Source organism: Actinomadura vinacea (assembly GCF_039532545.1).
In the GTDB taxonomy this organism is placed as follows: domain Bacteria; phylum Actinomycetota; class Actinomycetes; order Streptosporangiales; family Streptosporangiaceae; genus Spirillospora; species Spirillospora vinacea.
In genome coordinates, this window is sequence record NZ_BAAARW010000022.1 from 64,927 (window position 1) to 78,721 (window position 13,795).

Sequence of the window (13,795 nt, forward strand, 5' to 3'; positions counted from 1 at the left end):
AAGTCCCACGTGCGCCGGCTGCTCGGTCGGCGATTTATCCGGTCGTGTCCTGAACGCACACCCCCACCCGGCTCAGACCGCCGGCACCGACGCCGAACGATCATGCAGCCCGTCGGGGACGTCTCGCTTGACGGTCATGTCGAGGTTTCGTGCTCACCGCGGGCCGGGCCGACCTTGGGCCTCCGTCCCGCGCCTTGTGCGAGCGTCCGGTTGGCCGTGGTGGGAGGTGCCACTCTCGGTCGGCCCCTCCGCTCCGGTGCGCGGCGCCGTGGCGGGGTCGGGGGCGTGTCGCCGCGCCCGGGACGTGGCCGTCGGCGATTCGGCGGGCAGGACGGGCTCGACGCAGTAGAGCGAGGGCATGCCCGATTTCTGGGCGGTCTTGTGACGCGCCGCGCCCGCCAGTTCGTTGATGAGGTCACGTGCGGTGAGCAGGCCCACCAGGGCGCCGCGGGAGTCGGTGACGGCGACGTGGTCGCGGCCCGATTCCAGCATCGAGCGGGCCGCCTCCGGGACGGGCGCGGCCGGGCGCACGGACGCCTTCGAGCGCTCGTCGAGCAATGCGGTGATGGGCTTGCGCGCCCTGTGCGGCCCGGCGGCTTCCCAGGAGGCGGTGAGCGTCTCGGCGTCCACGACGCCCAGGAAGCCGCCCTCGACGTCCACCACGGGCAGGTGGTGGACCTCCGCCCGGCACATCAGTTCCCAGGCCATCAGCACCGACTCCTGGGCGGCGATGGTGAGCAGGTCCATGGTCATCACCTCGGCCACGGTCCGCTCTTCCAGCGGTACATGCGCGGTCATCGTCGCTCTCCTCGCGGTTGCCGGCAGTCGTCTCGACTCCAGAGTCTGCTGCGGCTCGACTTGGTGTCAGGGGCGAAAGCCCTGGAAGATGGGGTATTTCGGCCGGCCCCCCGGATCTGGGCTCTGCCGCGGAGGTGTCTCGACCAGGGGCGCTTCGAGGGCGTGGAACCTGCGGCCCTTTCTTCCGGGCTGAACGTGGGACCAAGGCCCTTGAGATCGCGGGCTTTCGACTCCTGCTGATGGCGTGGCCAGGGGTGTTGAGTTCGGAGTGGATCGAATGAGCCATCTCGATGAAAGGTGACGCGACCATGGCTGTCTCAACCCCCAAGGCCCGTGATGGGCACCGGGTGTCCCGCGCCTTGCACCTGACCACTCCGCGGCCCCTGACCGAGACTCCGGCAGCGCGCTACGTGTGGGCGATTGCCCGCCTGGCGCTCGGATGGGTGTTCGTGTGGGCTTTCCTGGACAAGACGTTCGGCCTGGGCCACGAGACCCCCGCGTCCAAGGCATGGGTCGACGGCGGTAGCCCGACCGCCGGTTTCCTGAAGAACTCGCCCGAGGGGCCGTTCGCCGGGTTCTACAACGACCTGGCCGGGCAGGCCTGGGCCGACTGGTTGTTCATGATCGGTCTGGCCGGGATCGGCGCCGCGCTGGTCCTGGGCATCGCCATGCGCGCGGCCGCGGCCGCCGGCGCGCTGCTGCTGTTCATGATGTGGACCGCGGTGCTGCCGCCCGAGAACAACCCGTTCATGGACGACCACATCATCTACGCCATCGTCCTGGTCGGCCTGGCCCTGGTCAGTGCGGGCAACACTCTGGGTCTCGGCCGCTGGTGGGGCGAGACCGCCCTCGTCCGCCGGTTCCCCGTGCTCAAGTGATCGACCGTCCACAAGAAGGAGGGGCGGTCCCCGAGCTGGGAGCGCCCCTTCGTCATTTCGCGTGGGAGAGTCTGTACGAGCGGTACGAGCGGTGCTCACTCAGTCACGGGAGATTCTGGGGCGGCGGTGCCAGACGTGTTCGGCGCCGTGCGGGCGGACGATCGCCAGGGCCTGGTCGAGAGATTCGTCCAGAGGGCCGCTGCTGTCGATGGTGGCGGCTTCAGGCCAGGGGGCGGCGGATTCTGCCAGGGCTTCGGCGATGTGCTTATCGGCGTCGGACATGAGGTGCCGTCGCGTGCGGAGGCGTTCGATGGTGACCGCCGAAGGTGCCTCGCAGCGCAGAGCGTGCAGTTCCGCCCGTTGCTTATGGGCGAGCCCGGTGATGGGATCGCGATGGTCCTTGGAGGTCCAGGAGGCGTCCAGGACGACGGTCTCGCCCATCCCCAGCAACCGGCGGGCTCGGCGGGTCAACTCGGCGTAGGTGCGCCGACTCCATTCGGAGGTGTAGATGCCCGTGCCGTACGCGGCGGTGGCCGGGGCGTCAGGTGCGAGTCCGGCCAGTTCCTTGCGGATCCGGTCGCTGCTGAGCAGGGTGCAGCCGAGCCGGTCGGCGATCGCGCCGGCGAGGGTGGTCTTGCCCGTGCCTGGAAGGCCGCCGACGAGGATGAGCCCGACGGCGCCGGCGCGCAGGTGGCGCAGGGCCACCTCGGCGAGGGTGCCGGCTTCGGCCGCCGCTTTCGGGTCGCCTTGGGCGTGGCGGAGGCAGGCCACTTTTGCGCGGACGAACGCGCGGTAGGCCACGTAGTGGTGGCGGAGGGAGGGCGGGGCCGGGTCGGCGGCGAATTCGCAGTACCAGTGCATGAAGCGTTCGGCCGGTTCGGGGGCGGTGAGGCGTTCCAGGTCCATGGCCAGGAAGGTGGCGTCGTCCAGGCCGTCCAGGCTGCGGAGCCGGTCGTCGAATTCCAGGCAGTCCAGGATCCGCGGGCCGTCGTCCAGGCAGAAGATGTCGTCGGCCAGCAGATCGCCATGGCCGTCGACGACGCGGCCGTCGGCGATGCGGGCGTCGAACAGCGGGGCCCGTCCGGCGAGGAAATCGCGCGCGCGTGCCTCGATCTCGGCGGCCTCGGCGGCGTCGATGGCCCGGCCGTGGAAGGGGCGGACCTGGTCGAAGCTTTCGGTCCAGCGGCCCAGCAGCGCGTCACGTCTTCCAGCCGCGGAGATCTCCGGCCCCCGCGGGGCTCGGGCGTGCCAGGCGGCCAGCGTGCGGGCCGTGGCGCGCAGCGCCTCGTCGACGGGGACGCGGGCGGCCACCAGGGTGGAAAGACGGCGATCGGAGGGCATCCGCCGCATCACGACCAGGTGGTCGCAGACGGTGCCGTCGGGGCCGTGGACGTCGGCGACGCCGAGGTAAACGTCCGGGGAGAAGCGGCGGTTGAGGTCGACCTCCTGACGGCAGGCCCGTTCGCGTGCCTGGCGCTCCCGGAAGTCCAGGAAGCCCAGGTCGACCGGCTTCTTCAGCTTGAAGGCGCGGTCACCGACGAAGAACACCACACCGCAGTGGGTTTCGGCGATGGCGGCGCCCGGAGGCGCGGGTCCCATCTGCCTCACACCTCCGGGTAGGCCGGGGCCACGGTGTCGTCGTGGACGAAGGTGAGGTCGTTCACCACGTCGACGACGCCTTCGGTGGCGGCGGCGAGCCGTACGCAGACGGGGACGAGGCTCTTGGTCTCCAACTGGCCGGAAAGGCCGACGACGCCCTCGTGCACGCGGACGTGGATGCGCGAGGGGTCCTGCCACAGCCCGCGGACGAGGACCTCACGGATGATCTCGTCGCGGATGTCCTCGTCGGAGCGCAGGAAGAGGCGGAGCAGGTCGGAGCGGGTCACGATGCCGATCAGCCGTCCGGTGCGGTCGATGACCGGGGCCTGCTTGCAACCGTGCTCCGCCAGGATCCTGGCGGCCTTGGCCACCGGCATGCCGGGAGTCAGGGTGACCACCGGCGCGGTCATCAGCCCGACGGCGTCGGTGGCGGCGGCCTTGGCGCGGGCCGAGCGGCGGCGCCGGCCTTCGAACAGCCGGCGCTCGAGGCCGCCCGGCTCCTTGAATTCCTCCTTGTGGAGCAGGTCGGCGTCGCTGACGATGCCGACGACGCGGCCGTCCCGGTCGACCACCGGTACGGCCTTGATGGAGTGCCTGGCCATGGCCTCGGCGATCTCCATGAAAGGGGTCTCCTCGACCACCGCGATGACCGGTGTGGTCATGACCTGCTCGACCGTTCGGCGTTGCATGGCGTTCCTCCCGTTGTCCCGGTTCCGACGCTAGGCAGCGGGGAGGCGGGCCTGGAGGGGCGAAGGTCCTTGGCCCGGGGGGCCTTGGTCAGGCGGCCGGCCGCCCGTCGAGCAAGGGTGTTTCCCAGGATCCGCCCGGCTCGATCACGGCCGTCTCACCGCCGCAGGCGACTTCGATCGGGAAGGCGACGCCGGGGTTGAGCGCCACGCGCAGCCGGTCGTGGCGGACGGACACGTCGATGCCCCAGTGCCCGCGGTAGCGCAGCCCGAGACGCACCTCACCGACGCCGGCGGGCAAGCGTGGGTCGATGTGGAGCACCGTGCCCTGCGTGCTGATTCCGGCGTAGCAGCGCTGGACGAGGTTCACCGTGCCGGCCATGGCCCCCAGGTGGATGCCCTCGGCGGTGGTGCCGTGCCGGCTGTCGCCGATGTCGCTGTTCAGGCTGTCCATGAAGAGGCGCCAGGCGTCCTCGCCGTCCACGCGTGCCATCAGCCAGGCGTGGACCAGCGAGCTGAGCGTCGATCCATGGCAGGTGCGCGGGAGGTAGTACGCGGTCGTCCTGTTGATCAGGTCCGGGGCGGGGGTGTGCCCGAGCCGGGCCAGGATGGTGTCGATCTCCTCGCGCGAGAGCAGGTGGAACAGCATCAGCACGTCGGCCTGTTTGGATGCTTTGTAGCGGTTGGGGGAGTCGCCTTCGGCCTCCAGGATGCGGTCGAGGCGGCGGATGTCGCCGTAGCGGTGCCGGTAGCCCTCCCAGTCCAGCTCTTCCAGGTTCGCGTAGCCCTCGAACTGGCTGATGACGCCGTCGTGGAAGACGACCCGCATCTTGCGGCTGACGTCCTCCAGCCGGGTGATCTCCTCGCGGGTCAGCCCGAGGCGCTCGCGCAGCTCGTCGCGACGGTCGCCGGGCAGCAGGGCGAGCACGTCCAGGGCCCGGCACAGTACCCACGCGGCCATGACGTTGGTGTAGGCGTTGTTGTCGAGCCCCGGCTCGTCGCGGTCGGGGTACCCGTCGTGGTACTCGTCGGGGCCCATGACGCCGCGGATCTCGTACCGGTCGAGGGTGCGGTTGTAGGTGGCCAGGTCGGCGAAGAACCGGGCGATCTCCAGGAGCATCTCGGCGCCGTACTCGGCGAGGAACTCGGCGTCGCCGGTGGCCTCGTAGAACCGCCAGACGTTGTGGGCGATGGCCAGCCCGACGTGCCGCTGCAGGTGCGAGTGGTCGGGCAGCCAGCGGCCCGAGCGCGGGTTCAGGTGCAGGCGCTGGGTCTCCTCGCGCCCGTCGCCGCCGCTCTGCCAGGGATACATCGCGCCACGGTGGCCGGCCTCGCGTGCGGCCCAGCGCGCCTCGGGCAGCCTGCGCGACCGGTACAGCAGCAGCGAGCGGGCGATCTCGGGAAACCGCAGCGTGAGGAAGGGCAGCACGAACAGCTCGTCCCAGAACACATGGCCCCGGTAGGCCTCCCCGTGCAGACCCCGTGCGGGCACGCCGACGTCGAGGTCGACCGTGTGCTCCGACACCGTCTGCAACAGGTGGAACATGTGCAGGTTGAGGACGCGCTGGACGTCCTCGCGGTCCACGCCGAGCTGGCAGCGGCGCCAGAGCCGCCCCCAGGCCAGGGTGTGCCGTTCCAGCAGCTCATCGAAGCCCGTGGCCCGGTCGGTATGCGTCCGTGCCGCCTCCCCGGGCTCCTCGACCGCCCGGTCCCGCGAGGTGTAGAGCGCCGCCACCTTCTCCACGGTGATGGCGACGCCCTCCGCGGCTTCCACGACGAGGTCGTGGGCGATCCACCCGCGCTCCTCGTGCGCCGTCCGCTTGTCCGCGGCGTCAACGCGCGTTCGGGCGGCCACGGCGATCCCGACGTCGGAGGTGGCGGTGCGGCAGGTCAACCACACCGTCTCGCTCTGGTGCCCGCCCTCCGAGGCAGGGACGAGGTGGGCACCGTTGAGCAGGCGGTAGCGGTCAACACCGGCGTTGGTCACGCGGCCGTCGAGCGCGGAGCGGATCTCCAGCCGGCCGCTCCAGTTCTCGGCGACGATGGTCGTCTCCAGCGCCGCGACGTGCGGATCGTCCATGGAGACCAGGCGGCGCTGCGCCATCCGGGTGACCCGCCCGGCTTCGTCGGCGAACCGCAGCAGCCGGGTCAGCACACCCCGCCGTAGATCGAGTTCCTGCCGGTAGGACAGCAGGGAGCTAGAGGAGGACAGGACGGCGGGCCCCAACCACGGGCCGTTCTCGACCCGCACGGTGAGCGGCAGCCAGTTCGGCGCGTTGACCAGGTCCTCGTTGACGACGGTGCGGCCGACCACGGTCGAGGCCAGCCGGTCATAGCATCCGGCGATGTACGTCCCCGGGTAGTGGAAGCCGTCGGCCGTGGCCTCCGGCTGGGCTCCTCGGGTGGCGAAGTAGCCGTTGCCGAGCGTGCACAGCGCCTCGCGGACGCCCTCGGCCTCCGGGTCGTACCCGCGATAGGAGAGCAGCCAGCGGCTCATGCCCGGTCGCCGCCCAGCCCGACGCGGTGGTCGGCGCAGATGATGATCTCGCAGCGGGCGCGCTCGCGGACGACGGGAACAGTGGTCCCGCCGAAGGGGTTGCCGTGCTCGGAGTGCCTGCGGGCGCCGATCACCAGCAGCTCGCCGCGCGCCGCCTGCTCGGCCAGGACCGGCCCGGGGTCCCCATAGGCGATGCGCAGCCGGGTGGTGAGGTGCTGGGAACGGACGACCGCGCGGGCGACCAGGCTGCGCAGCCGCAGCCATTCCATGATCGTGCGCAGGGGACGCGGGAGCCTGCCCGTGCCCGCCGCAGGGGCGAGGACGCGGACGACGTCGAGCCGGGCGCGCCGGCGCCGGGCCTCCTCGGCGGCCCTGCGCAGGGCGGCCATCGAGTTGGGTGAGCCGTCGACACCGACGATCACGCATCGCTGAGCGGGCATCACTTGCATGAAGACCTCCTTCGTCGACCTCCACCCCACCACCGGTGCACGCACCGCCACAGAGCCGAGAGGCCCGGGACGTTGGGACCTTCGCCCCAACGGGGGCCTGCCCCTTGCGCGGGGCCCGGGGGCTTGCCTGGCGCTTCGCGCGAGGGGTCGCGTCCGGCTGGGCCACCTGCTCGGGGTAGGCGCAGGTCCCGCCGGTTCGGGACGTTCGCCCCTGGGGACGCTGGCCTGGCTCGTTGTCCCATGGGGGAAGACCGGGGAGGGAGAGATCCGGTTCGGCGGGGCCGGCAGAGAAGGGCTGATGGCCATGGGGAGATGCGTGCTCGTCGGTTATGACGGCTCCAATGAGAGCGAGGCCGCGCTGCGCTGGGCGGTGGAGGAGGCGCGGCTGCGGGGGCTGCCTTTGAAGGTGCTCCATGCCTGGCGCTGGCCTTACCCCGCCGACTTCGTCGACTACGAGGGCATGGCGAGGGTCAAGGGGGTGGGGGAGCGTCTCCTCAATCACGGGGTGGAGATCGCCCGCCGGGCGGCGCCGGCGTTGGTGGTCTGGAAGTGCCTGATGGACGGGCCGGCCTACGCCGCGCTGATGCATGAGGCGCAGGACGCCGAGCTGGCCGTTGTGGGTTCGCACGGGCAGGGGGAGCTGCCGGTGGGATCCACCGCCCTGCGCCTTCCGGCCCGGTCCACCCGTCCGGTTGTGGTCGTCCGTTCGACGGGTACCGAACATGGGCGGGTCGTCGCGGGGGTCGACGGATCGCCGGGGGGCGAGGCGGCCCTGGCCTTCGCGTTCCAGCAAGCGGAGCTGCGCGGATGGGAGCTGCGTGCCGTTCACGGCTGCTGGGAGCCCAGTGCCGTGCCCGAGAGCGATCTCGCGCTGTTCGCGGAGGAGGAGAAGTTGCGGCAGGTGAGCGAAACGCGGCTGGAGCAGGCCGTGGAGCCCTGGCGGATCAGGTATCCGGGAGTCAGGGCGTCCGCGTCGGTGATCCTGACTCCGCCGCGCGAGGCGCTGTTCGAGGTGGCCCGCGAGGCCGATCTCCTGGTGGTCGGCACCCGGGGGACCGGTGGTCTGGACCCGTTGCTGATGGGCGCGACCAGCGGCGCCATGCTTCAACACGCTCCCTGCACGGTCGGGATCGTCCCGGGCGGGTGATGGCCATGATCGATGAAGCGCCTCTGGCACGGGAGCCGTTCTTCGCCGGCATGTCCAGAGCCGCGCTGGATCGGCTGGCGAGCACGGCCCGGCCGGTCGAGTTCCCGGCCGGGCACCGGATCTTCGACGAGGGCGGCCCCGCCAACCGGTTCTGGATCGTGCAGGCGGGGATGGTGGCGCTCGATCTGCACGTGCCCGGTCGGGGCTCGGTCATCATCGAGACCTTCGGGCCGGGCGCCGTGCTGGGCTGGTCCTGGCTGCACGCCCCCTACCGGTGGCGGTTCGGAGCGGTCGCGCGGGCGCCGGTGCGCGCGATCGAGTTCGACGGCCCCCTGGTCCGCGCGCTGTGCGCGATCGACCCCGCGATGGCCTACGAGCTGACCAGCCGGTTCAGCGAGGTCATCGTCGACCGCCTGCAGGCCACCCGGATGCGCCTGCTCGACCTGTACACGCACCCGGCCGAGCGCACCTAGGCACTCACACCGGGCGCTTCGCGTTCTGGGGAGGAAGGCCATGGACGACATCAGTGTGATTCACCGTGAGGAAGACGCGTTCGCCATCTTGATCCGCGACCACCTGATCCACGTCGATCAGCCGTTCTCGGCGGGCGGCATGGACGCCGGGCCGACCCCTGTCGAAGTGTTCGTGGCGGGACTGGCCGCCTGCGCGGCGCACTACGGGCGCCGCTACCTCGCCTCCCACGGCCTGCCCGCGCAAGGGCTGGAAGCCGGCGCCCGCTTCACCATGAGCGCGGCCCCTCCGGCTCGCATCGCGCGCATCGACCTGTCGGTGCGGCCACCGGTCCGCCTACCGGAAGCGCAGGAAGCAGGCTTCCAGGCCGCAGTCGAACGTTGCGCCCTCCACAACACCCTGCTCAGGCCGCCTCGGATCGAGATCGACATCGGAGTGGCGGAGCAGACGCTCTGAAGCCCGAACCGTCCAGGCACCGGCCCGGGACCATCCGCTGCCATCGCGGGACCTAAGGCCCCTGAACGCGCCCCGGTCGGTGGCCGAACCTGAAAAGGCCGGATCACAGCCCGCGTGATCTGGCGCGTCGTTCCGTGGAGGAGCTGAGGAAGATGTCCGATCCCATCGTCGTGGGCACCGACGCCTCCGCCGGGGCGGACCGCGCTGTCGAGTGGGCCGTCGGCGAGGCTGCGTTGCGCCGTCGTCCGCTGCACATCGTGCACTCGATCGACAAGGGGCTGTACGAGCTGCCGCTGTTCGCGCCGAGCCGGGTGGCCGACACCGTCACCGAGGCCGGGAGGAGGATCCTCGAGGCGGCCGAGCACCTGGCCCGCGAGCGGCGCCCCGGCGTCGAGGTGACCACCGAACTGGTCGCCGACAGCACCGCCACGGCCCTGCGCGACCAGTCCCGCCGGGCCTTCGAGGTGGTGGTGGGGCACCGCGGTCTGGGCGGGTTCGCCGGCCTGATGCTCGGCTCCACCGGGCTGCGGTTGGCGATGCACGCCGCCGGGCCGGTCGTGATCGTACGCGGCGACGCCGGAACCGGACACGGTGAGATCGTCGTCGGCATCGATCTGATCGCCGACCCGGCCCCGGCGCTCGGGTACGCGTTCGAGGCCGCCGCCGTGCGCGGAGCCCGGGTCCGGGTGCTGCACGCCTGGCGGCTGGGGGACACCCTGGCCGACCTGGGCCGCTCGATCGATGACAGGGAGGTGGAGGAGAAGCTGCGTTGGCAGGTCGTCGAGGCGCACGCGCCCTGGCGCAAGGCCCACCCTGGTATCGAGGTGAGAGAGGAGGTCGTACATGAGCATCCCGTCACCGCGCTGTCGGATGCCTCCCGCCAGGCCGATCTGGTGGTCGTCGGCGCCCACGACCACCGCCGGTTCGAGGTCTCCCGGCTCGGATCGGTGAGCCACGGCGTGGTCCACCACGCCCAGTGCCCGGTCGCCGTCGCTCGGACCAGGTGACGTAGGCGCGTGCAAGCGCATTGGGGGCTCCGTGAAGTACCGGGCTTCTGGCGTCCTTCGCTCGATGGCCCGAAAGGCCGGGGCCATTGCCTCAGGACTGATTCCCGAGAGCGGCGCCGTTCCTGGGCGCGCCCCACCCGGAACGCTCGGGGCGGCCTCTGGCGGGGCCGTCCGAAGGCCCACGCGCATGGGGCGGGACGGTGATCGGATTCTTGCGCAAGGTCAAGGGCGCGGGAGGCCCGCAGGGGTTCGGGTATCCGCGATCGTGGCTGCGCGGCGATGTGCTCGCCGGGATCACGGTCGCGGCATATCTGGTGCCGCAGGTCATGGCGTACGCGGGGCTGGCGGGACTGTCTCCGGTGGCCGGCCTGTGGGCGATGGTCCCCGCGCTGGTGGCCTACGCTCTGCTGGGCTCCTCGCGCCGGCTCTCGGTCGGGCCGGAGTCCACGACCGCCCTGATGACGGCCACCGTGGTCGCTCCGCTGGCAGGGGGAGACCCCGCCGCGTACGCGGGGTTGGCCGCGGGGCTCGCGCTGGTGGTGGGGCTGCTCGCGTTGGGGGCGTGGTGCCTGCGCCTCGGTTTCGCCTCCGACCTGCTCTCCCGCCCGATCCTGGTCGGCTACATGGCCGGGGTCGCCGTGGTCATGGTGGTCGGGCAGTTGGAGAAGGTCAGTGGCGTCCCGACGGAGGGATACGGCTTCCTCGACGAGGTGGTGTCCTTCGCACGGGGTCTTGAGGACGTCCATGCGGGGACGCTGGCCGTCTCGTTGGCGAGCCTGCTGTTCCTCTTCGGCGTCCAATGGCGGTTTCCGCGGGCCCCGGGCCCGCTGCTGGCCGTCCTGCTGGCGACCGTCGCGGTGGCGGTCTTCGGGCTGGACCGGGCCGGGATCAAGGTCGTGGGTGAGGTTCCCGCCGGGCTGCCGAGACTCGGGGTGCCGCCGTTGGACGTGCTGCCCGACTTGCTATTGCCCGCGGTCGGTGTCCTGCTGGTGGGGTTCACCGACAACGTGCTGACCGCCCGCGCTTTCGCCGCCCCGGGGGAGGAAGTCGACGGCAACCGGGAACTCCTGGCGCTGGGACCGGCGAACATCGGGGCTGGGCTCGTGCACGGCTTTCCCGTGAGCAGCAGCGGAAGCCGTACGGCCATCGCGGTCGCCTCCGGGGCCCGTACCCAGGTGTATTCACTGGTCACGCTCGCGAGCGTGCTGTGCGTCCTGCTGTTCCTGCACCCGCTGCTGGCGCTCTTCCCGATGGCCACGCTGGGGGCGATCGTGATCTATGCGGCCACCCGCCTCGTCGATGTGGCCGGGTTCCGCAGGCTCGCGGCGTTCCGCCGCAGCGAACTGGTGCTGGCCCTGGCGTCGCTGGTCGGTGTCCTCGCCTTCGGCATCCTCTACGGGGTGCTCGTCGCGATCGGGCTGTCGGTCCTGGATCTGCTGGCGCGAGTGGCCCGGCCGCACGACGCGATCCTGGGGCGGGTGCCCGGCCTGGCGGGGATGCACGATGTCGACGATTATCCGGAGGCGAGGGTGATCCCCGGCCTGGTGATCTACCGGTACGACTCGCCGCTGTTCTTCGCCAACGCCGTCGACTTCAAGCGCCGGGCCCTGGCATCGGTCGACGCCGCCGGTGGCGAGGGCGGGGTGCGCTGGTTCGTCCTGAACGTCGAGGCCAACGTCGAGGTGGACATCACCGGCCTAGACGCTATGGAAGGGCTGCGCGAGGAACTGGAGCGCCGCGGCATCGTGTTCGCGCTGGCCCGCGTCAAGCAGGACCTCATGGACGACCTGCGCGCGTTCGGGCTCGCCGACCGGATCGGCGCGGACCGGCTCTTCCCCACGCTGCCCACCGCCGTCGCGGCGTACGAACGGTGGTCCCGAGAACACCCACCGCCGGCCGGGTAGCGCTGTTCCGCAGGAATTCTCACGGCGGCAGGGCTCACATCGCGCCCGGCAGTGACCTTCGTCGGGCGCCTCCTGGGCAGAGCGTGCCGTTCTCCGCGTCGGTCGTTCACGGGTCCTCGCGCGCCGCCGTCGATCGTCCGGCCTCGGGCCGGTCGCCTTCCGCCAGTTCTCGGACGATGCCGCTCGCCCAGGCGTCGATGGCCTCCCAGTCCCGGTAGTCGCCGTACCGGCAGCCCATCACCCTGAAGATCAGGTTCCCGGCGAAGGAGAGGTGCTCCCGCCGGATGATCCCGGAGAACAGGCGGTGGCCGCGCAGCCGCACGCTCTCCTGCAGGCTGGCTGAAATGTTGGCGGCCTCCCGTCCGGCCATGCGCCGCCAGGGGCCGCGCAGTGCCGCGGGCGTTCCGACGCTGAACGCCCACACCGGCCGACGTCCAAGCGCGTCGCGATTGCCGAGGACGAAATCGGTGGCCGCCGTCAGCCACTTCTGATCGTGAACGGCGCTGCCGAGGACGAAGGCCCCGTACATGCCGGCGTTCTCGACCGTGTCCATCGGGCGGACGTCCACCCGGATCCCGCGCCCGGTCAGAGCGGCGGCGATCCGTTCCGCGATGGAAAGTGTGGATCCGTGCGCGCCCGCGTATCCCACCAGCACGATCATGTCACCACCTCCCCGAAGGTGTGTTCGGGAGCTCCGTTCCCCCTGCTCAAAGCAAATACGGCCGGGCGAACGGTCGGTAGGGGCGAACGTCCCAAGCGCCCTTCATGGCCAAGGTCCCCCAGGGGAACGGACCTTCGCCTCTGCCGGGCGAGGGGCCGCGGTGGTCGCCTGGAAGGCGGACGAGTGAGGGGGAGTGATCATGGTTCGGACGAGGTCGCAGGACGCGCCGGACCGGCCGGCGCGGGACGTCCGCCTGGCGGTCGAGACGGCCGTGTGGGCGCCGTCGGTGCACAACACCCAGCCGTGGGCCTTCGCCGTGAGCGGCTCGCGGATCAGCCTGCGCGCCGACGCCGACCGGCGGCTCGCGGTCGCCGACCCCGCGGGCAGGGAGATGCTGATCAGCTGTGGCGCGGCGCTGTTCACGCTGCGGATCGCGATCAGGGCCCTCGGCTTCGAACCGGAGGTGAGCGTGCTGCCCGATCCGGATCGGCCGCACCTGCTGGCGGACGTCCGCCTGGGCGCCCGGGTCTCCGGCGACGACCAGGCTCCGCGGCTCTATGACGCGGTCCGGAGGCGGCGGACGCATCGGGGGGCGTTCCGGGCCGCCGAGATCCGGCCGTCGCTGCCGGATGCGCTGAAGCTGGAGGCCGAGCAGGAGGGGGCACGGCTGATCCGGGCCGTGGAGGAGCACACCCAGCAGGCCCTGGCCGGGCTGACCCAGGCCGCCGGGCATCTGCAGCGCCTGGATCCCGCCTATGCGGCCGAGGAGGCGCGCTGGGCTCCTCGGCCAGGCAGCAGGCGTACCGACGGCGTCCATGAGACCGCCTACCCGGGGTCGCCTCCGCACACCCATCCGGACTTCCCGGGCCGCGACTTCGCACGCGGCCACGGTTGGGGCGTCCACGACGGCCCCGAGACCGAAGGCCCTCCTCTCGTGACCGGACTGGTCATGCTGGTCACCACGCCGGCCGACACGCCGCGCGACTGGATCCGCGCGGGGCAGGCGCTCCAGCGGATGCTCCTGCGGGCCACGGTGGAGGAGGAACTGGCGGCGGCGTTCCACACCCAGGCCCTGGAGGTTCCGGAGCTGCGCGAATTCATCCGCGCGCGGTTCTGCAACGGGCAGTACCCGCAGATGCTGCTCCGGCTCGGCGTGCCCGAAGGCCCCGAGCTCACCACCGTCCGGCGCCCCGTGGACGAGGTCATCACCTGGGAACCGGAACCGATTCCGGGGACATGAAC

Annotated in this window: 13 protein-coding genes; 7 read left to right on the top strand and 6 right to left on the bottom strand. The window is 71.5% G+C overall.

Going from position 1 to position 13,795, the window contains the following annotated elements; translation table 11 throughout:
• Positions 1–153 precede the first annotated feature (153 nt).
• Complete coding sequence (locus ABD340_RS30135) at positions 154–798, bottom strand: CBS domain-containing protein (RefSeq protein WP_344593498.1); 645 nt, start codon at positions 796–798, stop codon at positions 154–156.
• Positions 799–1,106: 308 nt separating this feature from the next.
• Between ABD340_RS30135 and ABD340_RS30140 the strand changes: the two genes are divergently transcribed.
• Positions 1,107–1,676 carry a hypothetical protein gene (locus ABD340_RS30140; RefSeq protein WP_344593500.1) on the top strand — a complete coding sequence of 190 codons (570 nt, stop codon included), beginning with the start codon at positions 1,107–1,109 and terminating at the stop codon, positions 1,674–1,676.
• 99 nt (positions 1,677–1,775) lie between these two features.
• Here ABD340_RS30140 and ABD340_RS30145 read toward each other — a convergent pair whose 3' ends face one another.
• From ABD340_RS30145 to ABD340_RS30160, 4 genes are all read right to left on the bottom strand, one after another.
• A complete protein-coding gene (locus ABD340_RS30145) occupies positions 1,776–3,275 on the bottom strand; it encodes a bifunctional aminoglycoside phosphotransferase/ATP-binding protein (protein ID WP_344593501.1) in 1,500 nt (499 codons plus the stop codon).
• A 5-nt stretch (positions 3,276–3,280) separates the two neighbouring features.
• Positions 3,281–3,964, bottom strand: a complete 684-nt coding sequence (locus tag ABD340_RS30150) for a CBS domain-containing protein (protein ID WP_344593502.1) — start codon at positions 3,962–3,964, stop codon at positions 3,281–3,283.
• 88 nt (positions 3,965–4,052) lie between these two features.
• A complete protein-coding gene (locus tag ABD340_RS30155) occupies positions 4,053–6,458 on the bottom strand; it encodes a glycoside hydrolase family 65 protein (protein ID WP_344593504.1) in 2,406 nt (801 codons plus the stop codon).
• Positions 6,455–6,907 carry a universal stress protein gene (locus ABD340_RS30160; protein WP_344593505.1) on the bottom strand — a complete coding sequence of 151 codons (453 nt, stop codon included), beginning with the start codon at positions 6,905–6,907 and terminating at the stop codon, positions 6,455–6,457. Before ABD340_RS30160 ends, ABD340_RS30155 begins: the two co-directional genes overlap by 4 nt.
• A 298-nt stretch (positions 6,908–7,205) precedes the next feature.
• On the opposite strand from ABD340_RS30160, the gene ABD340_RS30165 reads away from it, so the two are divergent.
• The 5 genes from ABD340_RS30165 (at position 7,206) to sulP (ending at position 11,892) form a co-directional block, all read left to right on the top strand.
• Positions 7,206–8,054, top strand: coding sequence for a universal stress protein (locus ABD340_RS30165; protein ID WP_344593507.1), 849 nt, complete (start codon positions 7,206–7,208; stop codon positions 8,052–8,054).
• Between the two features lie 5 nt (positions 8,055–8,059).
• Positions 8,060–8,527, top strand: coding sequence for a Crp/Fnr family transcriptional regulator (locus ABD340_RS30170; protein ID WP_344593508.1), 468 nt, complete (start codon positions 8,060–8,062; stop codon positions 8,525–8,527).
• 40 nt (positions 8,528–8,567) lie between these two features.
• Positions 8,568–8,981 carry an OsmC family protein gene (locus tag ABD340_RS30175; protein WP_344593510.1) on the top strand — a complete coding sequence of 138 codons (414 nt, stop codon included), beginning with the start codon at positions 8,568–8,570 and terminating at the stop codon, positions 8,979–8,981.
• A gap of 152 nt (positions 8,982–9,133) precedes the next feature.
• Positions 9,134–9,988: a universal stress protein gene (locus ABD340_RS30180; RefSeq protein WP_344593512.1), complete on the top strand. Its 855-nt coding sequence runs from the start codon at positions 9,134–9,136 to the stop codon at positions 9,986–9,988.
• Positions 9,989–10,188: 200 nt separating this feature from the next.
• Positions 10,189–11,892 (top strand): sulfate permease, encoded by a 1,704-nt coding sequence (gene sulP / locus ABD340_RS30185; RefSeq protein WP_344593513.1) that lies wholly within the window; start codon positions 10,189–10,191, stop codon positions 11,890–11,892.
• Positions 11,893–11,998: 106 nt separating this feature from the next.
• On the opposite strand, the gene ABD340_RS30190 is transcribed toward sulP, so the two are convergent.
• On the bottom strand, positions 11,999–12,553 hold the full coding sequence (locus ABD340_RS30190; protein WP_344593515.1) for a flavodoxin domain-containing protein: 555 nt from the start codon (positions 12,551–12,553) through the stop codon (positions 11,999–12,001).
• Between the two features lie 199 nt (positions 12,554–12,752).
• On the opposite strand from ABD340_RS30190, the gene ABD340_RS30195 reads away from it, so the two are divergent.
• Entirely contained in the window at positions 12,753–13,793 is a 1,041-nt protein-coding gene (locus tag ABD340_RS30195; RefSeq protein WP_344593517.1) for an Acg family FMN-binding oxidoreductase, read from the top strand.
• The last annotated feature ends 2 nt before the right edge of the window (positions 13,794–13,795 follow it).

Bases quoted from the DNA above. Each gene is read 5' to 3' on its own strand.
- ABD340_RS30190 (WP_344593515.1), bottom strand. From the start codon at position 12,553: ATGATCGTGCTGGTGGGATACGCGGGCGCGCACGGATCCACACTTTCC.
- ABD340_RS30135 (WP_344593498.1), bottom strand. From the start codon at position 798: ATGACCGCGCATGTACCGCTGGAAGAGCGGACCGTGGCCGAGGTGATG.
- ABD340_RS30165 (WP_344593507.1), top strand. From the start codon at position 7,206: ATGGCCATGGGGAGATGCGTGCTCGTCGGTTATGACGGCTCCAATGAG.
- ABD340_RS30145 (WP_344593501.1), bottom strand. From the start codon at position 3,275: ATGGGACCCGCGCCTCCGGGCGCCGCCATCGCCGAAACCCACTGCGGT.
- ABD340_RS30140 (WP_344593500.1), top strand. From the start codon at position 1,107: ATGGCTGTCTCAACCCCCAAGGCCCGTGATGGGCACCGGGTGTCCCGC.
- ABD340_RS30175 (WP_344593510.1), top strand. From the start codon at position 8,568: ATGGACGACATCAGTGTGATTCACCGTGAGGAAGACGCGTTCGCCATC.
- ABD340_RS30160 (WP_344593505.1), bottom strand. From the start codon at position 6,907: ATGCAAGTGATGCCCGCTCAGCGATGCGTGATCGTCGGTGTCGACGGC.
- ABD340_RS30195 (WP_344593517.1), top strand. From the start codon at position 12,753: ATGGTTCGGACGAGGTCGCAGGACGCGCCGGACCGGCCGGCGCGGGAC.
- ABD340_RS30180 (WP_344593512.1), top strand. From the start codon at position 9,134: ATGTCCGATCCCATCGTCGTGGGCACCGACGCCTCCGCCGGGGCGGAC.
- ABD340_RS30150 (WP_344593502.1), bottom strand. From the start codon at position 3,964: ATGCAACGCCGAACGGTCGAGCAGGTCATGACCACACCGGTCATCGCG.
- ABD340_RS30155 (WP_344593504.1), bottom strand. From the start codon at position 6,458: ATGAGCCGCTGGCTGCTCTCCTATCGCGGGTACGACCCGGAGGCCGAG.
- ABD340_RS30170 (WP_344593508.1), top strand. From the start codon at position 8,060: ATGATCGATGAAGCGCCTCTGGCACGGGAGCCGTTCTTCGCCGGCATG.